The following is a 25,029-nucleotide window of genomic DNA, read 5'->3' on the forward strand; positions in this document are numbered from 1 at the left end:
AATGGCGGAACGGATCGTCATCGTCGGGGCTGGACAGGCGGGCTTAGCTGCGGCCGCCAAGCTGCGACAAGAAAAATTCGAAGGCGCGATTACCCTTCTCGGTGCCGAGGGTGTGCTGCCCTATCAGCGCCCGCCGCTCAGCAAGGCGTATCTGCTTGGCAAATTGGAAGCGGAACGCCTGTCCCTTCGCACCAGCGACTTCTATCAGCAGCAGCAGATCGATATCCGGCCGAACCTGCCGGCCCTCTCGATCGACCGTACGGCCAAGACTGTCGCTACGAGGGATGAATGCCTTCGCTACGATCATCTCATATTGGCTACCGGATCACGACCGATCCGACTGCCGGCGCGCATGACGGACGGTGTCGATGGGATCTTCTACCTGAGGAGCAAAGCCGATGCGGATTCATTGCGCCCCTTCTTGCGCAATGGCGTACGGATACTCGTGGTCGGAGGCGGTTACGTCGGGCTGGAAGTGGCTGCCGCTTCTCGACAGGTCGGCGCGGCTGTGACGGTCGTCGAGATGGCACCACGCATATTGAACCGCGTCGCGGCTGAACCGACGGCGTCCTATTTCCGTAACCTGCACCGCTCCCAAGGCGTCGAAATTCGTGAAGGCATCGGCCTGACCGGGCTCAAAGCGCACGGTGCTGCGGTCTTAGCCGCGCTGGAAGACGGATCGTCTCTGTCCATCGATGCGGTTGTGGTCGGCATCGGCGTCCAACCCGACACAGCGCTTGCGCGAGAGGCCGGACTCGAAGCCGACGGTGGGATCGTGGTCGACGGATTTGGCCGGACGTCAGATCCTTCCATCTGGGCGGCCGGGGATTGTGCCACATTCCTACACGATGGGGAGATGACACGGTTGGAATCTGTGCCGCACGCCATAGACCAGGCGGAACACGTCTCTCGCAATATCCTGGGCGCCGCTATCAGCTACCGCCCTCGCCCGTGGTTCTGGTCGGATCAATACGCGACGAAGCTACAGATCGCCGGCCTCAACCGGGGCTATGACCGAACGACGGTTACGCCTGGTGCGACGGAAGGCAGCATGACCGTTTCCTATTTGGACGGCGATCGGCTTTTGGCCGTCGACTGCCTGAACGATGCGCGCAGCTTCATGCAGGCGAAACGGCGGCTTGGCTTATAAAGGACATGGCATGGGTCTAACCGATCGCCGGCATGATCTCACTGTAGGAAAAAATGAGATCGCACCCGGCATTCGCATCGGAGAGACCACTCAGATCGCCTTTTCGAGTTGCGGCAATGCCTCGAAGAGGTCGGCGACGAGGCCGTAGTCGGCGATCTGGAAGATCGGCGCCTCCTCGTCCTTGTTGATGGCGACGATGACCTTTGAGTCCTTCATGCCGGCCAGATGCTGGATCGCTCCGGAGATGCCGCAGGCGATATAGAGCTGCGGCGCCACCACCTTGCCGGTCTGGCCGACCTGCCAGTCGTTCGGCGCATAGCCGGCATCGACGGCAGCGCGGGAAGCGCCAACCGCCGCCCCGAGCTTGTCGGCAACCGGCAGGATCACTTCCTTGAACTTCTCCGCCGAACCGAGGGCGCGGCCGCCGGAGATGATGATCTTCGCAGAGGTCAGTTCCGGACGGTCCGAGGTCGACAGTGCATCCTTGACGAAGGTCGACAGGCCGGGATTGGCGACCGCCGGGATGGCTTCGATCGCAGCCGAACCGCCCTCTGCGGCCGAGGCAAACGAGGCGGTGCGCACGGTGATCACTCGCTTGGCGTCGCTTGCCTGCACCGTCTGGATGGCATTGCCGGCATAGATCGGCCGCTTGAAGGTATCGGATGACACCACCTCGATGATTTCCGAGACCTGGGCGACATCGAGCAGGGCGGCAACCCGCGGCATGACGTTCTTGCCGACCGAGGTGGCAGCCGTCAGGATGGTGTCGTAGCTTGCCGCCAGCGACACGATGAGATCGGCGAGCGGCTCGGCGAGATTGTTGGCAAGCTCGTCGCTTTCGGCGAGCAGCACCTTTGAGACGCCGGAGAGCCTTGCCGCGGCATCGGCGGCAGCCTTGGCGGCTTTGCCGGCCACCAGCACATGCACATCGCCGCCGATCTTTACGGCAGCCGTCAGCGCCTTGGCGGTCTGGTCGGACAGGCTTTGGTTGTCGTGGTCAGCCAGAAGAAGAATGGCCATGGTGAAGTTCTCCCTTTCTATCCTCAGAGCACGCCGGCTTCGGTCTTGAGCTTTTCGACGAGCTCGGCGACCGACTTGACCTTGACGCCCGCCTTGCGGCCGGACGGCTCTTCGGTCTTCAGCACCTTCAGGCGCGGTTCGGTCGAAACGCCGAAGTCGGCCGGGCTCTTCTTGTCGAGCGGCTTCTTCTTCGCCTTCATGATGTTCGGCAGCGAGGCATAACGCGGCTCGTTGAGGCGAAGGTCTGTGGTGACCACCGCCGGCAGCTTGACCGCGATCGTCTGCAGGCCGCCGTCGACCTCGCGGGTGACCTGAGCCTTGCCGTCGCCGATCTCGATCTTCGAGGCGAAGGTTGCCTGCGCCGTGCCGAGCAATGCCGCCAGCATCTGGCCGGTCTGGTTCGAGTCATCGTCGATCGCCTGTTTGCCGACGATGATCAGACCCGGCTGTTCGGCATCGGCCACACCCTTGAGGATCTTCGCGACGGCCAGCGGCTCGACGGCATCGTCGGTCTCGACCAGGAGGGCCCGGTCGGCACCCATGGCTAGCGCGGTCCGCAGCGTCTCTTCGGCCTTGGCCGGGCCGATCGACACAACCACCACTTCCTCAGCCTTGCCGGCCTCCTTCAGCCTGAGCGCTTCCTCGACCGAGATCTCGTCGAACGGGTTCATCGACATCTTGACGTTGGCGAGCTCGACGCCCGTGCCATCCGGCTTCACCCGGATCTTGACGTTGTAATCAACAACCCGCTTCACTGGGACGAGAATTTTCATGAAGTGTGCTCTCTTTAACTATCGCGTCGGAACGGGCGGCTCGCTACGGTAGTCGTAGAAGCCTCGCCCTACCTTGCGGCCGACCCAGCCGGCCTCGACATATTTCACCAAAAGCGGGCATGGCCGATATTTCGAATCCGCCAGCCCCTCGTAAAGAACCTGCATGATGGAGAGGCAGGTATCGAGGCCGATGAAGTCGGCGAGTTCCAGCGGCCCCATCGGATGATTTGCCCCGAGCTTCATGCTCTGATCGATGTCGACGACGGAGCCGACGCCTTCGTGCAGGACGAAAATGGCTTCGTTGATCATCGGCATCAGCACGCGATTGACGATGAATGCCGGAAAGTCCGCTGCCACGATCGCGGTTTTGCCGAGGCGCTCGACAACGCTGCAAACCGCACTGAAGGTTGCCTCGCTGGTAGCTATCCCCCGGATAAGCTCCACGAGCTGCATGATCGGAACCGGATTCATGAAATGAAGACCCATGAACTGCTCAGGCCGTTCCGTTCGAGCGGCCAAGAGGGTTATCGAGATCGATGACGTATTGGAGGTCAGGATCGTTTCGGGCTTCAGGTGCGGCCGGAGATCATGGAATATCTGATGCTTCACTGCTTCCTTTTCTGTGGCAGCCTCGACGATTAGATCCGATGTTCCAAGCTCGCCGAGCTGGACCGTCGTGCGGATGCGGCCAATCGCCTGAACCTTTGCCGGCTCGGCGAGCTTTCCACGCGAGACCTGCCGGTCCATATTGGCGGCGATCCCGGCAACGGCTGCTTCCAGACCGGCCGGACTGACGTCCATGAGGATCACCTCATAGTCCGCAAGAGCCATAACCTGGGCGATACCGCTGCCCATTTGCCCCGCGCCGACCACGCCAACGGTTTCAATCGGCATTTTCTACCTCTCTCCCGCCGAAGGCGAAACTTCCCGCTCCAAGCAGCGGTCCGGCCTTCTCGAGCGAAAGCGGGCTACGAGAGAATTGCACAGGCATCCTGAGCCCCGGAAGACCCTCAGGCTCAATCCGCAGCCCCCTTGCCTCGATGTGTGGATCGCTGATCGCCTCGGCGACCGTGTTGATCGGGCCGCCCGGCACGCCGGCCCTTTCCAGCTCCGCGATGAGATCGGCCTTCGATCTTTGACGGGTCTTCTCGGAAATCAGCACCACCAGCGCCTTGCGATTTTCGACCCGCGCCGGGTTTGTCGCATAGGCGGGATCGGCGGCGAGCCCGTCGAGTCGCAATACCGCACAAAGGGCGGCAAACTGCCGGTCGTTGCCGCAAGCGACGATCAAATGCCCATCCGATGCTGGAAATACCTGATAGGGCACGATATTGGGATGCGCATTGCCCATCCGATGCGGGCTTTTGCCCCCCGCAAGATAATTCATCGCCTGGTTGGCGAGCACGGCGACACCGACATCGAAAAGCGACAGGTCGATCTGCTGGCCGAGGCCGGAGCGCTGGCGCTCGGCAAGGGCCGCCTGGATGCCGATGACACCGTACAGGCCAGTAAAGATATCGATCCAGGCGACACCGACTTTCTGAGGTTCGCCGTCTGGCTCGCCGGTCAGATCCATGATCCCGCACATGCCCTGGATCAGAAAGTCATAGCCGGGATTTTCTGCCCTCGGGCCGCTCTGACCGAAACCGGTGACCGAAGCGTAGACAACGCGCGGATTAAGCGCGGCGATGCTTTCATAGTCGAGGCCGAACTTCCTCAGACTCCTCACTTTGAAATTCTCGATTACCACATCCGCTTCGGCGATCAGAGCCTTGACCCTGGAGAGATCCGCCGCATCGGTGAAATCGCAGATGACGGAAGTCTTGCCGCGATTTGCCGCGTGGAAATAGGCCGCAACCTTTTCCGTGCCGCCGCGTCGGTCCGGCCGCTCGATGAAGGGCGGTCCCCATTTGCGGGTATCATCGCCCTCCGGGCTTTCGACCTTGATCACTTCAGCACCCAGATCGGCAAGCGTCTGGCCGATCCAGGGTCCCGCCAGAATACGGGCAAGCTCGACCACTTTCAGGCCGGCAAGCGGCGCGCTATTCAGACCCACCATCAGAAGAATGCCTGTATGCCGGTCTGGGCGCGGCCGAGGATCAGCGCATGGACGTCGTGCGTTCCCTCATAGGTATTGACCGTTTCGAGGTTCTGCGCGTGGCGCATGACGTGGTATTCGATCTGGATACCATTGCCGCCATGCATATCGCGGGCCTGCCTTGCGATATCGAGCGCCTTGCCGCAATTGTTGCGCTTGACGATCGAGATCATTTCCGGCGCGAACTTGTGTTCGTCCATCAGGCGACCGACCCGTAGCGAGCCCTGAAGGCCAAGCGCGATCTCCGTCTGCATGTCGGCGAGTTTCTTCTGGAAAAGCTGCGTGCCCGCAAGCGGCTTGCCGAACTGCAGGCGGTCGAGGCCGTACTGGCGGGCGCGGAACCAGCAATCCTCCGCAGCACCAAGCACCCCCCAGGATATGCCGTAGCGGGCGCGGTTGAGGCAACCGAACGGGCCGGCAAGGCCTGACACACCGGGAAGAAGCGCGTCTTCGCCGACCTCGACGCCATCGAGCACGATCTCGCCGGTGATCGAAGCGCGCAGCGACAGCTTGCCGCCGATCTTCGGCGCCGACAGGCCCTTCATGCCCTTTTCCAGGATGAAGCCGCGGATCTTGCCGTCATGCGCTTCCGACTTCGCCCAAACGACGAAGACATCGGCGATCGGCGCGTTGGAGATCCACATCTTGGAACCGCGCAGGCGATAGCCACCTGCGATCTTCTCGGCGCGGGTCTTCATGCCGCCGGGATCGGAGCCGGCATCCGGCTCTGTCAGTCCGAAGCAGCCGATCAATTCGCCGGAGACGAGACCCGGCAGATACTTGTCGCGCTGTTCTTCCGAGCCATAGGCAAAGATCGGATACATGACGAGTGACGACTGCACGCTCATCATCGAGCGATAGCCGGAATCAATACGCTCGACCTCGCGTGCGACAAGCCCGTAGGCGACGTAGTTGGCGCCGGCAGCACCGTATTTTTCCGGCAGCGTCACGCCGAGCAGCCCGGCCTTGCCCATCAGCCGGAAGAGGCCCGGATCCGTATGCTCCTCGGCATAAGCCTCCTGAATACGCGGCATCAGTTCGGCCTGCGCAAAGGCCGCAGCAGAATCCCGGATCATGTGCTCTTCTTCGGAGAGCTGGTCATCCAACAGGAAAGGATCGTTCCAGGCGAAGGAGGCGGGCTTATGCAGTTGATTTGACGAATTGATCTGAGGGAACAAGGAGAACTCCAACGGCAGATATCGGACTACGCGAAAAGTTTCCCATTCAGATAATGCTTGCAGGATCGCTGCGATAACGGTATTTCCCCCTTAGATAATGCATTAAATGCATAGGCCTCTCATGCGCACACGCCGTTTCGTTCCGTCAGTCAGCTTGCTTTCTGCTTTCGAGGCGGTTCTCCGGACTGGCTCGACATCCGCTGCTGCGCGAGATCTGGACCTCACCCAAAGCACAGTCAGCCGGCTACTCCAAAACCTTGAGCAGCAGCTAGGCCGACCCCTCTTCGAGCGCTATCGGCAAAAGCTTATCCCAACCGCCGCCGCGCTGGCCTATGGACGCGATATCACCCGGGCGCTCGACCTCATCCAGCGAGCCAGCATGGAATTCACCACCAATCTGGAGGGCGGCACTTTATCGCTGGCGATCCTGCCGGCACTCGGGACGCGCTGGCTCGCTCCTCGTCTCGGAGCGTTTTTGACCGCGCACCCTGGCATTACAGTCAATCTTGCGACCCGTCTTAAGCGCTTCAATTTCGATACGGAGAGCTTCGATGCGGCAATCCACTTCGGTGTCGATGATTGGCGCGACGCGGGCCACATGAAGCTCTTTGACGAACGGCTTACAGCCTGCATTTCCCCGGCACTTGCTGCCGAACGGCCGGTGATGGATATCGCAGATCTCATGCACTATCAGTTGCTTCAGCTGGAAACCAGACCGACCGCCTGGAAGTTGTGGTTTCAAGCGCAGGGCGCTACGCCCACGCAGGTAAGGGGCATGTTGTTTGACCAATTCGCTACGATGACACAGGCGGCGATAGCAGGATTGGGGATTGCCCTGCTGCCGGACTATCTTGCCGATATCGAGATTGGCGAAGGCCGCTTGCAGCCCCTACTCAAACGGTCGATTGAAGGATCGGGTGCCTATTGGCTCGTATGGCCGATGTCTCGTGCTACCTATCCGCCTTTGGAGGCATTCCGAAATTGGCTAGCGCGTGAAACGTAGGCGGCATGTTTTCGGGACAGGTCGCCTTTCCGCTCCTCAAAGCTCATATTGGTACGCGGTTGCCGCGTGACTTGAAAGGTCAATCCCAACCGATTCAACCTTATACGGCTGATGAATTGCATCGGCTGGCGCTGCAGTTGGCGGCGCGTCAAGCATCGGCCTCGATCCGGGACTGGATTTCCGCTCCGGCCAGGGAGGCAGTGCCGCTGTCGAATAGCGACGGATCTTCGAGCACGGTCGCCGTCAGCATCGCGCCTTCCAATGTGGCTAGCACCTGCACGGCTTCGGCGGCACCAAGACCTGCCTTTCTCAATCTGTCGATGCCAAGCCTGAAGAATCTTTTTACCTCGTGCCTAACTTCGTCCGAAAGGTCCGACGAGGTTGCGCCAAGAGCGCCGCACAAACACATCTGGCCATCACGCGTGAAAGCATCGTGGAACACGCGACGCCAAGCCTGTACGACGCCCTCGCCGGTTTCAAGTCTTCGATCCACTGCCTCGATAAAGCGGTCCGTATAGCGGCGTGCCACAGCCGCGGCCAGCTTCTCCTTCGTCGGGAAATGATAGTGGACGCTCGCGCTTTTCACGCCGACATCGGCGGCAATCTCACGGAAGCTAAATCCGCTATAGCCGCCCTGCCGGATTCTCTTTTCGGCTGCATCCATGATCGCATCAGTCATTTCGCTCATCGTCAAGCCTTTCTCTATCTAGCGATAGATAGCGCTTGCAATTCTCGAACGCAACGTCTATGTCAGCATCATCTATCTATCGATAGATAGTTTTAAGGAGCCAGATATGCGTTTTAAAGGAAAAGTTGTCGCCATCACGGGCGGCGGTTCGGGTATCGGGAAAGAAACGGCAGCCCGCTTCATAGCCGAAGGCGCGAAGGTCGCGATCAATGGTCGCGATCTTGCCAAGCTGGAGGCAGCCGCACGGGAAATCGATGCGAGCGGCAAGAATGTTCTCGTTTCCGCTGGCGACATCGCAAATCCCGCGACGGGCGCCGCTCTTGTCGATGCGGCGGTATCGCGCTTCGGTCAGCTCGATGTGTTGGTCAACAATGCCGGGGTGTTCAATCCCAAACCGTTCCTCGAACTCACCGAGGCAGACTACGACTGGTATCTCGATACGATCCTCAAGGGTAAATTCTTCACGGCGCAGGCCGCTGCAAAGGCCATGAAGGACAAGGGCGGTGCGATCGTACAAACGGGCTCGATGTGGGCCATCCAGGCGATCGGTGCTACCCCATCTGCCGCCTATTCTGCGGCCAATGCCGGCGTGCATGCCATGGTCCGCAACCTTGCCATCGAACTCGCGCCGCATAAGATCCGCATCAATGCCGTGGCGCCAGCCGTTGTTGAGACCCCGGTCTACAACACCTTCATGTCCGACGACCAGGTGAAGGAAGTGCTTCCGACCTTCGACGCATTCCATCCCCTCGGCCGCAATGGGCAGCCGCGCGATGTCGCCGAAGCGATCCTGTTCCTGGCATCCGATAGCGCCTCCTGGATCACCGGTACGATTCTCCCCGTGGACGGTGGTGTCACCGCCGGACGCCAGTAAGCTCACGCACCATCTATATCGGCATCCGATCAAGCGCGCCTTGATCGGATGCCGGAATTCCATCCTTAGCGGGCCTTGAAAGCCGGCCCGCCCTGCCCTCTGTCAGCAAAGAGAAAATTCTCATGCATATGCACGATTGGAATGCCTACCGCGATGCTCTGCTCGGCCGCGTCGGCGAATACGCAAAATTGGCCCCCGATGTTCTGCGCGGCCTGCACACGATTGAGGCCAGCGCAAAGAACACCGGCCTCCTCGATCCGAAGTTCCATGAGCTGATCGCACTTGCGGTCGCGGTTACGACCCGTTGCGACGGCTGTATCTCTGTACACGCCAAGAAGGCGGTGGAGTTGGGAGCAACCGAGGGCGAGATCGCGGAAGCCTTGAGCACTGCGATTGCACTTAACACCGGTGCCGCTCTGGTCTACTCGGCCCGTGTCTTCGACGCGGTTGCAGCGCTTCCGTCGAAATAATCCGCGGGGCGCGCTGGGGCGGCTCACGCTGTCAGGGTGCCGGAGAGCGCCCCATCTCACGTGCGAGTTTCAGGAAGCCTTCGATGTAGGATGTCGTCTCCTCACCGCGTCGCACACCGAGATTGATGCTTTTCTCAATCCCGGTCTCGCCGAGCCGGAGTGCCCGGATCGGCATGCCGGCACCATCCTCATTAAGCAGCCAGTCGGGAAGTACGGTCACTCCCCGGCCGGCGCACACGAGTTGCAGCATGAGATCCACGGTTTCGGCGGTGCGATGCTGGCGCGGCCGGCAATGCGCGGGAACGAGAAACTGCGTGTAAATGTCCAGGCGTTCCAGGGTCACTGGCACAGTGATCAATTCCTCGTCGATCAGATCCTGAGGCTGCACGCTCGTCCCACTGGCGAGAGGATGCATCTCATGCACCATCAGGACAAGTTCGTAGTCGAAGACAGGCGTGAAGATGATGTCCGTCGATTCAACCGGATCGGGGGTGATAAGCAGGTCGATCTCATAGCCTAAAAGTGCTTCGACGCCATCAAAGCGAAAGGCTGTCCGCACATCGAAATCGACGTCGGGCCATTTGGTCAGATAGGGCGTAGCAATGCGCGTCAGCCAGCGTTGGCAGGGATGACACTCCATGCCGACGCGGAGCGCGCCGCGACGCCCCCGCGCGAAGTCGGTTAAGACCCGCTCCGCATGCTCCATCTGTGGCAGCACGCGCTCGGCGACGCTGAGCAAATACTCGCCAGTTTGTGTCAAGCGCAGGCCGCGGCCGGTTTTCATCCAGATCTTGACGCCGTGCCGCTCCTCGAACTTGGCAATCGTGTGGCTGAGCGCCGATTGCGTCACGTTCAGCTTCTCTGCGGCCGCAGTGACGCTGCCGCGACGGCTGACTTCTCTCAAGATTGCCAGATGCTGCCGATCGATCATTATGATGCCCGCTCATAGTCAGATGAGAACATACCATTTCCGCTCATAATGCATTGACGTTAACCTTCTCGTCAACGGGTAGGCCGGGCCCAGCCCAGGCGGACGAAAGGAAATCGAGAGTGACCAAGCTCGCAACAGCCCACCATCTGCAAGCTAAGAATGCCTCGGCCCCATCGATCTTCGATGAGGTCATCGACCGAAAAAACAGCAACTCCATGAAGTGGGCTTATGCCGAAAAACTGCTCTCACCTGATGAAGCGGCCGCCGATCCTTTGCCAATGTGGGTTGCCGACACCGACTTCAAGGCGCCGCAGGCCGTCATAGATGCCCTTCATGAAGCCGTCGATCATGGTGTCTTCGGCTATCCGGGCGGCGCAACGTCATCCTATCTTGATGCCGTCGTCGGCTGGCAGCAGCGCCGTTTTGGGTGGGACGTTCCCAAGGAATGGATACTTCAAACCTCCGGCATCATCACCACCCTAAAGACGGCCGTACAGGCCTTCTCGGCACCGGGCGACACGATCCTGATCCAACCGCCGGTCTATGCGCATTTCCACAACGATGTCCTGTTGAACGGCCGGCATCTGGCCTATGCACCTCTGGAATTTGACGGCGACGGCTACCGATTCAACGCCAAGACGTTCGAAGCGGCGATCCGCAGCAACACGAAGATTTTCATCCTTAGCCACCCGCATAACCCAACGGGCAATGTCTGGTCGGAAGACGAATTGCGGACCATGGGAGAGATCTGCGCACGCAATGGTGTGCTCGTTATTTCCGACGAGATCCATGAAGACCTGATTCTCAATACTGAAAAGAAGCACATCCCGTTCGCCTCGCTCGGCGAAACGTTTGCCCAAAACAGCATCACCTGCACCGCGCCTAGCAAGACGTTCAACCTCCCAGGCCTGCAAAGCGCGAATGTCTTCGTTCCGAACAAGCGGCTTCGGGCCGAACTGCACCGCCAGTATGAGCGCAACGTCTTCGAACTGGTCAACATCCTGGGGATGGTAGCGGCAGAGGCCGCCTATGCCCATGGCGAGCCGTGGCTTGAAGAGATGCTCGTCTATCTCAGAGCCAATCATGCGCACTTCGCCAAGGCGATCCACCAAGCCGATCCACGCCTGAAGATCCTGCCGACTGACTCTCTTTATCTCGCCTGGATGGATTGCCGGGCGCTGGGAATGGATGCGGCGGCTCTCGACAAGTTCATGCTGACCAAGGCCCGCGTCTGGCTGGATAAAGGCCAGAAGTTCGGGATCGAGGGGCACGGCTTCATGCGCGTCAATCTCGGCTGCGCGCGCTCCACTGTCGACGATGCCGTTCAGCGTATCACGTCTGCTGTCGCAAAGATCTGAGTGGAGGAGCCAATGTCACAAACGATTAGAGAGCGACTGGCGGAACTCGGCGCGGAACTGCCTGCAGCGGCGAAATCCGTAGCCAACTATCTTCCTGTTGTGGCCAGTGGAACTCACGTTCTGACCTCCGGCCAGTTACCGCTCGCCGATGGCAAATTGATCGCCACAGGCCTCCTTGGACGGGATCTCAACGTCGCTGAAGGGTCGCTCGCCGCAAGACAATGCGCCTTGAACATTCTTGCCCAGGCGGAAAGCCATCTCGGCAGCCTCGAGAAGATCGCGAGGGTCGTAAAGATCACTGTCTTCGTGGCCTCTACTCAGGATTTCACTGAGCAACATCTCGTTGCCAACGGCGCTTCAGATCTGCTGGTCGCCGTGCTCGGCGAGAAAGGCAAGCATGCGCGCTCGGCCGTCGGCGTCGCGGCTCTGCCGATGAATGCTCCAGTCGAGATCGAAGCGATCATCGAGACTGCCAACTAACCATGACCGTCGGCGGCTTCGCCGACGGTCATTTCTATTCGGGAACTCAACCGATCCGACGGGCGGGAAAAACGGCAAAAAACCACCGCCTCCGTATCACAAACCGGGAGAATGACGATGAAATTGACAATTGCAATTGCCACGGTCGCGGCAGCAATGCTGACGGCCGGTATCGCCTCGGCGGGCACGATGGCCGACGTACAGGCGCGCGGCAAGCTGAACTGTGGCGTCACCGGCGGCCAGGCCGGGTTTTCGGCCCCCGATGCCTCCGGTGCCTGGCACGGGATGGATGTGGACTATTGCCGGGCTGTCGCCGCAGCGGTGTTGAAGGATCCCAATGCGGTGAACTTCATCCCGACGACCGGGCAAACGCGCTTTACCGCTCTTGCCTCCGGTGAAATCGACATGCTGTCGCGGACCACGACATGGACATTCTCCCGCGATGTCGATCTGAAGTTCACCTTCGCAGGCGTGAACTACTATGATGGCCAAGCTTTCATGGTACCGAAGTCGCTGGGTATCAGCAGCGCGAAGGGCCTCGACGGCGCCACCATCTGCATTCAAACCGGCACCACCACTGAACTCAACCTTGCGGAATATTTTCGCAAGAACAACATGAAATACGAACCGGTCCCCGTCGAGAACAATGCGGATGTTCAGCAGAAATATCTCGCTGGCGGCTGCGATGTCATTACATCAGACGGATCGGATCTCGCCTCGACCCGTTCGAGCTTTAAGAACCCGCAGGATTACATCATCCTCCCGGAAGTCATTTCGAAAGAACCGCTCGGCCCCCTGGTGCGGCAAGGCGATGATCAGTGGGCGGACGTTGCTCGTTGGACCCTCAACGCACTGATTTCCGCCGAAGAACTCGGTGTCACCGCGGAAAACGTCGATAAGCTCTCGGCCGGCTCCGACAATCCGGATATCAATCGCCTACTCGGCAAGGAAGACAAGCTGGGCGAGATGCTGGGCCTCGATGCGGAATGGGCTAAGCGCGCCATCGCAGCCGAAGGCAATTACGGAGAGATGTTCGCAAGGAACCTCGGCGACAAGACGCCGATCGGGCTTGCCCGAGGCCTCAATGCGCTCTGGACCAACGGTGGTCTGATGTACGGCCTGCCGCTCCGCTGAAAACGTGTCGCGCGCGGGCCGGTCCCGCGCGCTTTGCTTTCCGGCGCTCGTCCGCCCTGCGGCCCTGTGTTGTTGCCGGAGGCGCCGAGCGAACCTTCAGGGAGATTACGCATGGCCATTAACAGCGGCGCTCCGCGCGAACCGTTTCACCTGAGCATGCTTGTGAACGATGCGCGATATCGGGCGCGGACCATCCAGGTGATGACCTTCTGCCTGCTCGTTCTTGCCGCGGGCTGGCTTGTCGACAACACGATCCGCAATCTGGCAGCACTCGGCAAGGACTTCTCGTTCGGCTTCCTGTGGAACACGGCCGGCTATGACATCGCCCCGCACGCCATCGACTATTCGAGCACCAGCACCCATGCGCGGGCGGCCCTGGTCGGACTGCTCAACACGTTGATCGTCGCCGCGATGGCCTGTGTGACGGCCACCGTCATTGGCGTGTTCGCCGGAGTCCTCAGGCTGTCGAACAACTGGATCGTCGCCCGGCTGATGACGGTCTACGTCGAAAGCTTCCGCAACATCCCGGCGCTGCTGTGGATCATCGTCGTCGCCGCCGTCATGTCGGAGGCCATGCCGGCGCCGAACGCCTTTCGCGGGGAAAACCCGACCGCCTCCATGCTCATCTGGAACAGTATCGCCGTGACCAACCGCGGCATCTACGTGCCGGTGCCGGATTTCTCGCGAAGCCTCGGCGAGGCCCCGAGCGTCTTGGGAGGCTTCGACCTCAACTATGCGGCAATCCTGATCGTGCTCGCACTCTCGTTTCTGACGCATCGGGCATTGGTCAGCCAGGCCGAGCGCATCCAAGGTGCGACCGGCGAGCGCCCGGCGACCTGGTGGAAGAGCCTGTGCGTTTTCGTCGTGCCGGTCGTGGCGCTGCTTTATGCGATCGGCTTTCATCTTGACTACCCGGTCCTGAAGGGTCTCAACTTCACCCGTGGCCTGCAATTGCGCAATTCGTTCATCGCGCTCTGGATCGGGCTCAGCGTCTATACCGGCGCCTTCATCGCCGAGAACGTTCGCTCCGGCATTCTGGCGATCTCCCGCGGCCAGTCCGAAGCCGCGCAGGCACTTGGCCTTTCGCCGGCACGCACGATGCGGCTGGTGATCCTGCCGCAGGCACTCAGAATCATCGTTCCACCGCTGATCTCGCAATATCTCAACATCACCAAGAACACCTCGCTGGGCCTCGCCGTCGGTTACATGGACCTGCGCTCCACGCTCGGCGGCATCACCATCAACCAGACCGGCCGCGAGCTCGAGGGCATGCTCTTGATGATGCTGATCTATGTCTCAATCAGCCTCACCATCTCCGCCGTCATGAACATCTACAACAGCCGCGTCAGGCTGAAGGAGCGTTGAGATGAACATGCATAACGTCTCCTGGGTACGCCAGGACATGGTGACGGCTTCGGCGCGGCCGACCGGCCAGGCAAGTGTTGTCCGGTGGGCCAGAAACAACCTGTTCAATGGCTGGCTCAGCACGGTCCTGACGCTCGCCTCGGTGGTCGCGGTCGCCTGGATGGCGATGGCGATCGCACCGTGGCTCGGTCATTCGATCTGGCGGGCCAATTCGCTCGCCGAATGTCGCCAGATCCTCGACGGCGCGCCCGGCGCCTGCTGGGGCGTCATCCGGGACCGTTGGCCGCAGCTCCTGTTCGGCTTCTATCCGTCGCAGCTTTACTGGCGGCCGGTTCTGGCCTTCGCCCTGTTGTTTGCAGCACTCGCACCGATCCTGTTTCGCAGTGTCCCGCAACGGGCGCTCTGGTTCAGCATCGTTTATCCCGGCCTTGCCTATTGGCTGATCTGGGGCGGAAGCCTGTGGTTTCCGGCTGTCATCTATTGCGGTTTCGCGGTCGCCGCCGGGCTTTTCCTGGTGACGGCGCGCACCAATCAAGGCCTTGCCGTCGCGGCCGCCATGCTCGGCGCCGCGCTCTGGTGGATCTACACCGTCCAGCCGGTCTCGACGCAGATAAGCACCATACTTCCGATCACGCTTGCTCCTGTGACCTCGCGCGAGGTCGGCGGCTTCCTGCTGTCGATCATCATCGGTGTCACAGGCATTGCCTTGTCGCTGCCGCTCGGGATCCTGCTGGCGCTCGGTCGTCGCTCGAGCCTGCCGCTCATCCATCTCTCGAGCGTCACCTTCATCGAGTTCATCCGCGGCGTGCCGCTGATCACGCTGCTGTTCACCGCCTCGCTGCTGCTCAACTACTTCCTGCCGCCGGGGACGAACTTCGACCTGATCCTGCGGGTGGTCATCATGGTGACGCTGTTTGCCAGCGCCTACATGGCCGAAGTCATTCGCGGCGGCCTCGCAGCCCTGCCGCGCGGCCAGTATGAGGCAGCCGAAGCGCTTGGGCTGGACTTCTGGAAGGCGCAGCGGCTGGTCATTCTGCCGCAGGCGCTGAAGATCTCCATTCCCGGCATCGTCAATTCCTTCATCGGCCTCTTCAAGGACACGACGCTCGTGGTGTTCATCGGCCTTCTCGACCCGATCGCGCTTTCCAATTCCATCCGCGCCGATACCAATTGGCAGGGGATCTATTGGGAACTCTTCATCTTCATCGGCGCGGTGTTTTTCGTCTTCTGCTTTTCCATGTCGCGTTACTCGATCCATCTCGAGCACCGGCTGAAAACCGACCATCGTTAGGAGGAATATCCATGACCAACACCATGATGAAACAGGCATTCTCGCACGGCGACAGGCCCCGGCTGGCAGACTCTGCCGTCGAGATCACCGCGATGAACAAGTGGTATGGCGACTTCCATGTTCTGCGCGATATCGATCTCACCGTCAAACGTGGCGAACGCATCGTCATATGCGGCCCCTCCGGCTCGGGCAAATCGACGATGATCCGCTGCATCAACCGGCTCGAGGAGCACCAGTCCGGCACGATCGTCGTCGACGGCATCGAACTCAGCAGCGATCTCAAGAAGATCGACGAGGTGCGCCGCGAAGTCGGCATGGTGTTCCAGCACTTCAATCTCTTCCCGCATCTGACGATCCTGGAGAACTGTACGCTGGCGCCGATCTGGGTGCGCAAAGTGCCACGGAAGGAAGCGATCGACGCGGCGATGCATTTCCTGGAGAAGGTCAAGATACCCGACCAGGCGCATAAATATCCCGGCCAGCTTTCCGGCGGTCAGCAGCAGCGCGTGGCGATCGCGCGGTCGCTGTGCATGAAACCCAAGATCATGCTGTTCGACGAGCCGACCTCGGCGCTCGATCCGGAGATGATCAAGGAGGTACTCGACACGATGATCGCGCTCGCAGAGGAAGGCATGACCATGCTCTGCGTCACCCACGAAATGGGCTTTGCCCAGGCCGTGGCGGATCGCGTCATCTTCATGGACCAGGGCCAGATCGTCGAACAGAACGAACCCAAGGCATTCTTCAGCAACCCCCAATCCGATCGCACACGCACATTCCTCGGCCAAATCCTCGGACACTGAGGTGACGCCGCGCATCGTGCCAACTTCCGCCGGGTCATAGTTTCAGCGCGGCGGAGTCCACGTTGACCTTAGCGCAAGAAGGGACCATCGATGAGGCATCAGCCAGGTATCTGCAACACATTGGGATGCTGAAGCGGGGCTTCCTTCATCCAAATTTGTACGCCCTCAGGACCGGTCACAGCTTCAAGCCACTCGCCGGCAGGCAGCCGGCTCCAACTCTGCGGCTGCAGTTGCTCGCCCCGGGCAGCCAAACTGCCGGAAAGCACGAGCAATTCGAGGCCGCGGCGATTTTCGACCCTCACCGTCGAACCAGGCTGCCACTCTTCGATCGAAACACGTTCCTCTCCATCGTCGAACAGGAGACGGGCTGCATTGGCGCCGTCGCGCAATGGGACCGGCTCGCCCTCACCAGGCTGGCGGACGATCTGGGTATGGTCGCCCTCGCGATATTGCCAGAGCCGCACGAAGATCGTGCAGCCATCTTTCGATGCCGGCACATGCGAGGTGCCGGGCGGGTTGCGGAAATAGCACCCAGCCGGGTAATCGCCATGCTCGTCCTGGAACGTGCCCGTGAGCACGAGTATCTCCTCGCCGCCGCTATGGACATGGCGCGGAAAGGCGCTCCCCGGTGCATAGCGCACGATTGTCGTCGCGCGTGCGACCTCGCCGCCGACGCGGTAGAGCATCCGACGATCAACGCCGGCTGATGGACTGGGAACCCATTCAAGCTTGGCTGAATGAACGATCACCGGTTTCGTCAGGTCTTCATTGATGCGCATTGGATTGATCTCCCATCGTCAGGACTATTCGGAAGTTCGCGGCACCAGATCTCATTTTCTGAACAGCCTCGCTGGCACGCTCAAGCGGCATTGTCTCGATCCTCGGCCGCACCCCGCTTAGGGCACTGAAGTTCAACGTCTTCTCGTTTTCGAACGGGGCGCCCGTCATCGAGCCGATCACACCGCGTTCGGCCCCCACTAGGTAGCCCGTCGAGACCGGCAGCGGGTCCTTGCCGACGCCAAGCACGATCAGGCGACCTTCCGGCGAAAGTGCGGGCATCAAAGCGGTCACCGCCACGGGATTGGCGATCGTGGTCAGAATTGCCTTTGCACTGCCCATTGCGTTGATCTCGTCGGCAGCGTGCTCCTTGTTCGTGTCGATATAGCGATGCGCCCCGAGTTCCAGCGCATCGGCGGCGATGTCTTCGCCGCGGCCTACGGCCACCACCCGAAATCCCATCTTGCGGGCATATTGCAATGCCATATGACCTAGCCCGCCGATGCCGAGGATGACGACAGTGTCGCCCGCTTCGGCGCCGCACTTTTTCAGCGCGTTGAAGGTAGCGATGCCGGCGCAGAGGATCGGCGCGGCCTCTTCGGACGAGAGTTCGTCCGGAATGGAAACGAGGCCGGTCGCGCGCGCAATCATCATCTCGGCGTAGCCGCCGTCGCATGAGGATCCGAGAACAGGCTGGTTGCGGCAGAGATTGAAATGGCCTCGCCGGCATTCGCTGCATTCGTTGCAGTGGCCGCCGAGTCGTCCGACGCCCACGCGTTGCCCGATCTTCCAGATCGAAGGCGTATTCGGCCCGAGGGCAATGATGCGGCCGACCACCTCATGGCCGGGCACACGAGGCGGTTGTAACGCCGGATCCGCCCTGTCGATGTCGCTGGCATCCGCGCCGCAGATGCCACAGACTTCGACGGCGATCAGCACTTCACCGGCGCCCGGGGCTGGCGTCATCCGCTCAGTCAGCTCAAGCTCTCCAGCTGCTCCGACCTGAATGGCTCGATAGGTTGCGTTCATCGTGCGCTCTCCTCTAAGGCTACTGCTGCTGCCGAGGCCGAAGCAGGTCTCTCATCTTTGATCACCCTGCCGATGATATCTTTGGCCGTACGGCTGGCCGCTTCGATCGCGCCGGCCAGGTATCCGGGTTCGGTGACACTGGTCTCGCTTCCAGCGAGCGAGATGAAATCCCGCCATCTGCCAGTCACCCAAGGCCGCCGATCGGGAGTTGGATGGCCGCTGGCCTGCGTGTCATCCACGGTTGCGGTCAGCGGATCGTCCGACCAGTCCTTATAGAGGGTCGCGCGGAGGCTTGCGGCCTCAGCCCCGAACATCCGGGCAAGCTGCTGAACTGAAGCATCGACAATGGTTTCGCGGCCGACGGCTGCGCGTTCGCTTGCCGGTACGCCGACGAAGCCGAACAGGGCGGCCTGACCAGACGCGGTCGTTGCATCATGGATCTCAACCAGCGGACCTACCATGCTTTGGCCCGTGCCCGAGAGGCCCGCCTCGCGCCAGAAGGGGCGGTCATAGAGCGCAAAGAACTTTGCATGTGGTGCCATCCAGGTCGGCGTTCGCTGCCAGCGCTCGGAGGTCGCCAAGTCGAGTGCCGGCGAAAACAATATCTTCGCCTCGATAAGGCGCGGCGGCAGCGCGAAGAGAACGTGCGATACCCGCTCCTTATGGGACGATCCGCTGGTGTCGACAGACTGAACGACGACATCTTCGTCGTCGAGCGAGACATGCGTCACCCGCGCGCCGAGCTGGATACTGTCTGCCGGCAGGCTTGCGGCCAAGGCCGAGATGATTGCCCCGGTGCCGCCGACCAGCCGCATCGAGCGTGGCTCTTGCCGCATGCCGCGATAGCGTTGCGGGGCCTCATGAGGCATCCGCTGAAAGATGACGTCGCCTGCGCTGTGCTGCTCAAAATAGTCGAGCCCGAGTTCGTCGACGAGGTGGCCCATTGCCGGCTGCATGCCGGGCCAGAACCATGAGGGCCCGAGGTCGAAGCCGTCATCGGAGGGTGCGCCGTCGGCATCGGCGGAGAAAATTCGGCCGCCCAGGCGCTCACGGGCCTCCAGGAGCTTGAATCCGATACCGGCCTGATGGAAGAGCCGGGCTGCGGTCAGGCCGGCAAGCCCTCCGCCAACGATCAGAATAGGTTGTGACACGAATGACCTCCTTGTGGAGCTGAAGGGCCGGAAATCCGGGCCCCTTTTGATCGGCTTAACTCAAGCTACGGCGTAGATGCGGACTTCCGGTGCGACAGCCAGGAGCGGCTTCAGCCCTTCGACGACATCGTCATTGAACAATTTGCTGTCGAGGTAGGCTTTTGTGTCTTCGACGCTGTTGAAGCCGTGAAGGACATGGACGTCTTCGTCACGGACGAGAAGGTCCTTTGACGTGGCACCGGCAATCTGCGAAAGAAACGGCGCCTTCTTCTGATAAACGCCCGCGGCTGCGCTGCGGTTTTCGGCTGCGATCTGCAGTGTGATTTCAAGGTAAGCCATGATTGTCCTCTCAGGTGTCGCCCTGGCATGAGCTGCACAGACGGGTCAGCGGAGCTTCTTTGTGACGCAGCCCGGACGACGGTGATTGTCCAGTGCCAGCATGTGCGCCACGGACACTGAGATGCCGCTCGAAAGCTGTTTTGACAAATGAGAGTTTCTTGCCCGCCGAAAAGAAAAACTTTGCGGGACAGCTTTCCTGGACCCTCGCGTCGAGCAGGTTCTTCCTCAGGATCGCAAGGTCTTCGCCTCGTCGATCAGCCAGTCACGAAACGTCCGCAGTTTCGGCAGAGACGCATATTCCGCCCGATAGACAACGAAATAGGCAAGCTTTGAAGGAACCTGGACGGCGGGGAAAAGCCTCAGTAGGCGACCGGCGGCCAAGTCGTCGCGTGCCAGGATACTTCGCGCCAGCGCCACGCCGCGACCCTCGATCGCGGCTTGCAGAACAGCAGCGGAATTGTCAATCCTCATGCCTCTTTGCGGTTGCCCTCCCGGGACGCCGGCCGCGCTGAGCCACATCTCCCAGGTGACAAAGCCGATCGCCGGATCGACGGAGAGATCGTGGATCAGCGTGGTTCGGGTAAAATCAGCTGGCTGCGTCAGATTTGCTATGTCAGGAAAACCAGGCGAACAGACCGGAAAAACCTCCTCGTCCATCAATTTTTCCGAAACGAGCCCCGGCCAGTTGCCGTCCCCATAGCGCACACCGATGTCGACGCCATGCGCCTTATAGTCGACAAGCCTTAAGCTCGTCTCGAGCCGAATGTCGGTTTCAGGGCATTTGGCCTGGAAGCGGTCAATCCGGGGTAGCAGCCACTTGGCGGCGAAAGCGGGACTGACGGTAACGTTGAGGATGCCGCCGGTTGCGGACTCTCGAAGTCGGTCCAGGCCGATCCCAAGACGGTCCAGTCCCGCGCGAATGTCTGGCAACGCGCGCTCTGCGTTTTCCGTCAAAGTCAGTCTGGCCTTCCCCGTAGCACTCCGATGAAACAGCGGCATGCCGAGCCAGTCCTCGAGTCCACGCACCATCTGGCCGACGGCCGCTGCTGTGACATTGAGCTCTTCGGCGGCTCCGGAAAAGCTGCCGTGACGCGCACTCGCTTCGAATGCGCGTAGAGCATTGAGATAGATGGGTGACTTTCGCGTCATGACGATCACACGAGAGAGGTATTATAGCTATTCATAGGCATTCAAGACGCAATCGGCCAGCAGAAGCCGCTTTGGTGCGGCCGAGAACGAGAAGCGGTGGAGTTATGTCGGATTGACCTGAATGCGATCAAAGCCCTTTGCTCTATAGATCATGGTCGAGACGACCCAGCTAACGGCAAAAATCCCCACGACTGCAAAACCGAGATTCCCGAGACTGTCGTTGAAACCCGCAACTGCCTTCCAGGTATTGCCCTGAAGATCGAGCTTTTCCGAAATCAGGGCGAGAGCTTCAAGGCCGCCAATAAAGATCGCGACGATCACAGAAGCAGCCGTTATCGTGATGTTATACCAGAGCTTGCGGACGGGATTGACGAGGGCCCAACCATAGGCCTCGCTCATCAGCGTGCTATCGGCGGTATCCATCAAGGACATGCCAGCGGTAAACAAAGCCGGAAAAACAAGCACGGCTGATAGCGAGGTGCCTTGCGACGCCTGTGTCGCCGAAATCCCGAGAAGGCTAATTTCAGTCGCCGTATCGAAGCCCAGACCGAAGAGGAAGCCGATCGGATACATATGCCAGGATCGAGCGACAATCCGGAACGTTCGGCGAAAGAGGCGCGCGAGCAGGCCACGACCAGCGAGCAAGGCGTTGAGGTCTTCTTCGACGATCTGCTCGCCGCGCCGCGCGCGCGAAAATGCCGCCCAGATGCCCTTCAGGATGAACAGGTTGGCGACGCCAAGCGCGAGCAAGAATAGCGCCGACACCGATGTGCCAATCACGCTACCGACGTCGTGGAACGCAGCGAGCTGCCCTTGCATAGCGGCGGCGGTTGCGGCAATGGCGACGGAGGTGAGCACGACAACGCTCGAGTGGCCAAGCGAGAAAAACAAACCTGCGGAAAAAGGTTGTTTTCCCTCCTGCGTCAATTTTCGAACCACATTATCGATCGCGGCAATGTGGTCGGCATCGAAAGCGTGGCGAACACCCAGCATGTAGGCGAGGAGCGCGGTGCCAAGCAGGGCGGGTTGATCGGCGAACGCATTCCAGGCCCATATCCAGGAGAGCATATTGGCAACGATCAGAATGCCGAAAACCAGTATGATTTTCGACTCCGCGCCGACTGATCTGTCATCGAAGAGGCGACGCATCTAGATTTCCTCTGCGTGCAAAGAGTGCCGCCTCAGGTAATGCATGCCCGTAGCGCGCTCATCGATTGGCACTGGCGGCCCTGCGGATCATGTTCAGAGCCCTGAAGGCAGCGCAGGCGGCGCCGTAACCATTGTCGATGTTGACGACAGCGAGACCTGGAGCGCAGGAGGCGAGTGCTGCGTGCAGCGCCGTTTCCCCGCCGTTCGAGACACCGTAGCCCGTTGATGTCGGAAGGCAGATGATGACGCCTGGAACCAGCCCGCCGAGTACGCTTGGCAATGCCCCATCCATGCCAGCCACCGCGACGATCACCGGAAATCTCTTCAGTTCCTCGACCCGCTCCAGTAGCCGCCACAGGCCGGCAACGCCGATGTCGATGAATTGCTGTGTCGGGACGCCGAGATAAGTCAGTGTCCGAATTACTTCAGCGGCCTGTGGCATGTCGGAACTGCCCGCCGACACCACCACAATCTGCGCTTCCCCGATGTCCACGGGCGGCGACCAGTTGAGATAGGCCGTGCGAGATACCGGGTCGTAATCCAGTCTTTCGAGATAATCGGGAGCGATGCGCGCAAAGACGTCAGGCTCCAGCCGCGTCATCAGGCAACGTGCGCCGCGCGCAAGCACGCGATCCATGATCGCCGCAAGCTGTGCGTCGGATTTGCGCGCGCAGAGGATCGCCTCATCGAAGCCAACCCGCTCGGAGCGCTGGAAGTCCAACCGGATTTCATCGCTCATGGGTGATGCTCCCGCAAGAAAGCGCTTCCGCGCACGTAATGCTCAAAAAAGATCGACTTTTTGCTACCAAAAGCCCTCTCGATCCGCGTGCTCAGGGTCGACCTCTTGGTCGCGGTAAGGCTTGTCAAAGCGCCTTCGTCCAGTTCCACCACCACACCGATGCTGCGAACCCGACAGCGCACAGTTTCGGCTGCCAGTTCCTGGCGTAGGAAGGTCTCGACCTCGTCGATAGCCCTGAGCATGTCAGGCTCGATACGGAGCGCCGTTTCGACGCGGCTGGAAAGGCAGGGCGCCGAGGGCAGTTCGGCAAGATCGGTAAGGCCATGGGCGGCGGCGATCGCTCGGACGTCGGCTTTCGATATGTCCGCTTCGACAAAGGGATGGCGCACCTGGTTTGCCTCTGCCGCCTTCAGGCCTGGCCGCCAATCACCCAGGTCATCCGTGTTGGTGCCGGAAAACAGCTGTGCCTCGGTATGGGACGCGAGCGTGCTGTAGAGATTCGACTTGCAGAAGAAGCAACGGTTAGACGGGTTGGCGAGATAGCGCTCGTCGGAAAATTCGCCCGCGTCGATGATATGTAGGTTCCAGCCATGTCGATCGGCGTAGGATTTGACCCGTTCTGTTGCGGTTGCAGGTACGGCAGCGGAAGCAGCATGGAACATGGTCGCGTCGGCGCCCATCCTTCGGTGGGCGACAAAGGCAAGCGTCATGCTATCGACGCCACCGGAAAGAGCGATTGCCGCAGGGCGAGCGCTGTCGAAGATGGCATTGAGACGATTGAGAAGGTCTTCATTGCGGGTCATGATTTCGTCTCCAGTGCCAGCGTTTCCGCGCAATGCCGCGTGTCGGCGCGCGCCTTGTGGCTTTCCCCTCGTTCACGTATATCGTCGATCTCCGCCTTTGCTGTCAGACCGCCGGGCCGGTACGCAATCTTCACTCGCACGCCGTCTGCCGTCGTTACCGATTGCCGTGGCAAGACCGAGCGTTTCTCGATGCGGCTGCGTAGACCAAGCGTGGTTGTCTGTTGGAAGCAGATCGCGCTGACCGGCTCGATTGCCTCAGGCCGCGTGAGGATCTGAACTGAGACCAGCATGCGTCCCTTTTTTCCGAAGGCAGGCGTCTGGATCACGTCGATTACGCCGTCAGTGGCGCGCAGATAGTCCAATGCGACCGCCAGTTCCTCGCCGGACTGGTCATCAATCTCGAACTGCAGAACACCGACCTGATCTTCCGCCGCCTTTTCGGACGTAAAGGCCAGGATGCGTAGTACGTTGCTCATGCCTTCGAAGCGCTTGGTGCCAAAGCCAATTCCAGTGCGATCGAGCAGACGGGGTCCGCTCCCGAGACCCGAAGTTGGCGCGATATACCTGAGGATCGCCGCGCCGGTCGGCGTGATCCGTTCGCCCTGCCTGCCGTCGTCGTGGAAGGCGAAACCGCGCAGGAGCAGCGTCGTGGCCGGCGCAGGAACCGGAAGCCTTCCGTGCTGGGTTTGCACGAAGCCGCGTCCGACGGGCAGGGAGTTTACCGACCAGCTCGTCGCGCCGACCGCGACAATCAGCGTCGCCGCCGCCACGATATCGGCGATCGAATCCCAGTTGCCGACCTCATGGAAGGCGACATCCTCTACCGCCTTGCCGTGGACAGTGGCCTCGGCTTCCGCCAGGCGGGAGAATATGCCGATCGCAGCCTGCTTGACGTCTTCGGGAAGATGGCTGCGTTCGAGGCTCGCCCGAAGATCCCGCCAATGGGTGTGATCATGATGCGCGTGGCCGTCATGATGATGATGGTGGTGATGATGACTATGGTCATGGCGGTGCTCGTGATCGTGGTGATCATGCCCATGCGCGCTTGAATCCGGACGGGTTTCGGCGGAGACGCCCTCCTTCGTCACGTCGAAGCGTCTTCCTGTCAGCACGCCGTCGTCATGGGGCCGAAGTGCCACCCGGACGTCACCGTCGAGGCCTGCAAGCCGCAGGTTCTGTTCCACGCGTGGCGTGAGGTCCGGCCAGGCATCGAGCATGGCGGCGACGAACATGTCTCCGGCAATGCCGCCGACTGCATCCAGGTGAATGTGCATGGC

General features: G+C 60.7%; 26 protein-coding genes. 10 read left to right on the forward strand and 16 right to left on the reverse strand.

The annotated features are described in order from the left end of the window. Position 1: 1 nt before the first annotated feature. Positions 2-1,150: an FAD-dependent oxidoreductase gene (locus tag QA646_RS26055; protein WP_283059621.1), complete on the forward strand. Its 1,149-nt coding sequence runs from the start codon at positions 2-4 to the stop codon at positions 1,148-1,150. A gap of 90 nt (positions 1,151-1,240) precedes the next feature. Here the strand turns inward: QA646_RS26055 and QA646_RS26060 are convergent, their stop codons facing one another. From QA646_RS26060 to QA646_RS26080, 5 genes are read right to left on the reverse strand one after another with little or no spacing between them, the layout of a single operon-like run. Beyond that, positions 1,241-2,170: an electron transfer flavoprotein subunit alpha/FixB family protein gene (locus tag QA646_RS26060; RefSeq protein WP_283059622.1), complete on the reverse strand. Its 930-nt coding sequence runs from the start codon at positions 2,168-2,170 to the stop codon at positions 1,241-1,243. A gap of 23 nt (positions 2,171-2,193) precedes the next feature. Continuing rightward, positions 2,194-2,943 carry an electron transfer flavoprotein subunit beta/FixA family protein gene (locus QA646_RS26065; RefSeq protein WP_283059623.1) on the reverse strand — a complete coding sequence of 250 codons (750 nt, stop codon included), beginning with the start codon at positions 2,941-2,943 and terminating at the stop codon, positions 2,194-2,196. An 18-nt stretch (positions 2,944-2,961) separates the two neighbouring features. Next, positions 2,962-3,837 (reverse strand): 3-hydroxybutyryl-CoA dehydrogenase, encoded by an 876-nt coding sequence (locus tag QA646_RS26070; protein WP_283059624.1) that lies wholly within the window; start codon positions 3,835-3,837, stop codon positions 2,962-2,964. Beyond that, entirely contained in the window at positions 3,827-5,002 is a 1,176-nt protein-coding gene (locus QA646_RS26075; protein WP_283059625.1) for a CoA transferase, read from the reverse strand. Before QA646_RS26075 ends, QA646_RS26070 begins: the two co-directional genes overlap by 11 nt. Further along, positions 5,002-6,189, reverse strand: coding sequence for an acyl-CoA dehydrogenase (locus tag QA646_RS26080; RefSeq protein ID WP_283060564.1), 1,188 nt, complete (start codon positions 6,187-6,189; stop codon positions 5,002-5,004). Before QA646_RS26080 ends, QA646_RS26075 begins: the two co-directional genes overlap by 1 nt. 151 nt (positions 6,190-6,340) lie before the next feature. Here QA646_RS26080 and QA646_RS26085 point away from each other — a divergent pair, with 151 nt between their 5' ends. Then, positions 6,341-7,222, forward strand: coding sequence for a LysR substrate-binding domain-containing protein (locus QA646_RS26085; protein ID WP_283059626.1), 882 nt, complete (start codon positions 6,341-6,343; stop codon positions 7,220-7,222). Positions 7,223-7,370: 148 nt separating this feature from the next. Here QA646_RS26085 and QA646_RS26090 read toward each other — a convergent pair whose 3' ends face one another. Then, the gene (locus tag QA646_RS26090) at positions 7,371-7,910 is read right to left on the reverse strand and encodes a TetR/AcrR family transcriptional regulator (protein ID WP_283059627.1); all 540 of its coding nucleotides are present in this window, start codon (positions 7,908-7,910) and stop codon (positions 7,371-7,373) included. Between the two features lie 106 nt (positions 7,911-8,016). On the opposite strand from QA646_RS26090, the gene QA646_RS26095 reads away from it, so the two are divergent. Then, positions 8,017-8,784, forward strand: a complete 768-nt coding sequence (locus tag QA646_RS26095) for an SDR family NAD(P)-dependent oxidoreductase (protein WP_283059628.1) — start codon at positions 8,017-8,019, stop codon at positions 8,782-8,784. Between the two features lie 128 nt (positions 8,785-8,912). Beyond that, entirely contained in the window at positions 8,913-9,254 is a 342-nt protein-coding gene (locus QA646_RS26100) for a carboxymuconolactone decarboxylase family protein (RefSeq protein ID WP_283060565.1), read from the forward strand. A 31-nt stretch (positions 9,255-9,285) separates the two neighbouring features. On the opposite strand, the gene QA646_RS26105 is transcribed toward QA646_RS26100, so the two are convergent. Next, positions 9,286-10,185 (reverse strand): LysR family transcriptional regulator, encoded by a 900-nt coding sequence (locus tag QA646_RS26105; protein WP_283059629.1) that lies wholly within the window; start codon positions 10,183-10,185, stop codon positions 9,286-9,288. A gap of 119 nt (positions 10,186-10,304) precedes the next feature. Between QA646_RS26105 and QA646_RS26110 the strand changes: the two genes are divergently transcribed. The 6 genes from QA646_RS26110 to QA646_RS26135 all read left to right on the forward strand — a co-directional run bounded on the left by QA646_RS26110 (position 10,305) and on the right by QA646_RS26135 (position 16,616). Continuing rightward, on the forward strand, positions 10,305-11,543 hold the full coding sequence (locus QA646_RS26110) for a MalY/PatB family protein (RefSeq protein ID WP_283059630.1): 1,239 nt from the start codon (positions 10,305-10,307) through the stop codon (positions 11,541-11,543). Between the two features lie 12 nt (positions 11,544-11,555). Beyond that, positions 11,556-12,023, forward strand: coding sequence for a RidA family protein (locus tag QA646_RS26115; protein ID WP_283059631.1), 468 nt, complete (start codon positions 11,556-11,558; stop codon positions 12,021-12,023). Positions 12,024-12,140: 117 nt separating this feature from the next. Beyond that, a complete protein-coding gene (locus QA646_RS26120; RefSeq protein ID WP_283059632.1) occupies positions 12,141-13,157 on the forward strand; it encodes an amino acid ABC transporter substrate-binding protein in 1,017 nt (338 codons plus the stop codon). A gap of 111 nt (positions 13,158-13,268) precedes the next feature. Then, positions 13,269-14,522 carry an ABC transporter permease subunit gene (locus tag QA646_RS26125; protein ID WP_283059633.1) on the forward strand — a complete coding sequence of 418 codons (1,254 nt, stop codon included), beginning with the start codon at positions 13,269-13,271 and terminating at the stop codon, positions 14,520-14,522. A gap of 1 nt (position 14,523) precedes the next feature. Next, a complete protein-coding gene (locus QA646_RS26130; RefSeq protein ID WP_283059634.1) occupies positions 14,524-15,813 on the forward strand; it encodes an amino acid ABC transporter permease in 1,290 nt (429 codons plus the stop codon). 23 nt (positions 15,814-15,836) lie between these two features. Beyond that, complete coding sequence (locus QA646_RS26135; protein ID WP_283060566.1) at positions 15,837-16,616, forward strand: amino acid ABC transporter ATP-binding protein; 780 nt, start codon at positions 15,837-15,839, stop codon at positions 16,614-16,616. 98 nt (positions 16,617-16,714) lie between these two features. Here QA646_RS26135 and QA646_RS26140 read toward each other — a convergent pair whose 3' ends face one another. The 9 genes from QA646_RS26140 to QA646_RS26180 form a co-directional block, all read right to left on the reverse strand. Further along, positions 16,715-17,395, reverse strand: coding sequence for a cupin domain-containing protein (locus tag QA646_RS26140; protein WP_283059635.1), 681 nt, complete (start codon positions 17,393-17,395; stop codon positions 16,715-16,717). After that, positions 17,382-18,422, reverse strand: a complete 1,041-nt coding sequence (locus QA646_RS26145) for an alcohol dehydrogenase catalytic domain-containing protein (protein WP_283059636.1) — start codon at positions 18,420-18,422, stop codon at positions 17,382-17,384. The genes QA646_RS26140 and QA646_RS26145 overlap by 14 nt, the downstream gene beginning before the upstream one ends. After that, entirely contained in the window at positions 18,419-19,573 is a 1,155-nt protein-coding gene (locus QA646_RS26150) for an FAD-dependent oxidoreductase (RefSeq protein WP_283059637.1), read from the reverse strand. The genes QA646_RS26145 and QA646_RS26150 overlap by 4 nt, the downstream gene beginning before the upstream one ends. 60 nt (positions 19,574-19,633) lie before the next feature. Then, positions 19,634-19,912, reverse strand: coding sequence for a hypothetical protein (locus QA646_RS26155; RefSeq protein WP_283059638.1), 279 nt, complete (start codon positions 19,910-19,912; stop codon positions 19,634-19,636). Positions 19,913-20,137: 225 nt separating this feature from the next. Continuing rightward, positions 20,138-21,061, reverse strand: a complete 924-nt coding sequence (gcvA, locus tag QA646_RS26160; protein WP_283059639.1) for a transcriptional regulator GcvA — start codon at positions 21,059-21,061, stop codon at positions 20,138-20,140. A 102-nt stretch (positions 21,062-21,163) separates the two neighbouring features. Then, positions 21,164-22,210, reverse strand: a complete 1,047-nt coding sequence (locus QA646_RS26165; protein WP_283059640.1) for a HoxN/HupN/NixA family nickel/cobalt transporter — start codon at positions 22,208-22,210, stop codon at positions 21,164-21,166. A gap of 58 nt (positions 22,211-22,268) precedes the next feature. Continuing rightward, positions 22,269-22,949, reverse strand: a complete 681-nt coding sequence (gene larB, locus QA646_RS26170; RefSeq protein WP_283059641.1) for a nickel pincer cofactor biosynthesis protein LarB — start codon at positions 22,947-22,949, stop codon at positions 22,269-22,271. After that, the gene (locus tag QA646_RS26175; protein WP_283059642.1) at positions 22,946-23,752 is read right to left on the reverse strand and encodes an adenine nucleotide alpha hydrolase; all 807 of its coding nucleotides are present in this window, start codon (positions 23,750-23,752) and stop codon (positions 22,946-22,948) included. Before QA646_RS26175 ends, larB begins: the two co-directional genes overlap by 4 nt. Then, positions 23,749-25,026, reverse strand: coding sequence for a LarC family nickel insertion protein (locus QA646_RS26180; protein WP_283059643.1), 1,278 nt, complete (start codon positions 25,024-25,026; stop codon positions 23,749-23,751). Before QA646_RS26180 ends, QA646_RS26175 begins: the two co-directional genes overlap by 4 nt. Positions 25,027-25,029: the final 3 nt, after the last annotated feature.

The sequence above is a fragment of the Rhizobium sp. CB3090 genome, from assembly GCF_029714285.1.
Lineage (GTDB): Bacteria > Pseudomonadota > Alphaproteobacteria > Rhizobiales > Rhizobiaceae > Rhizobium.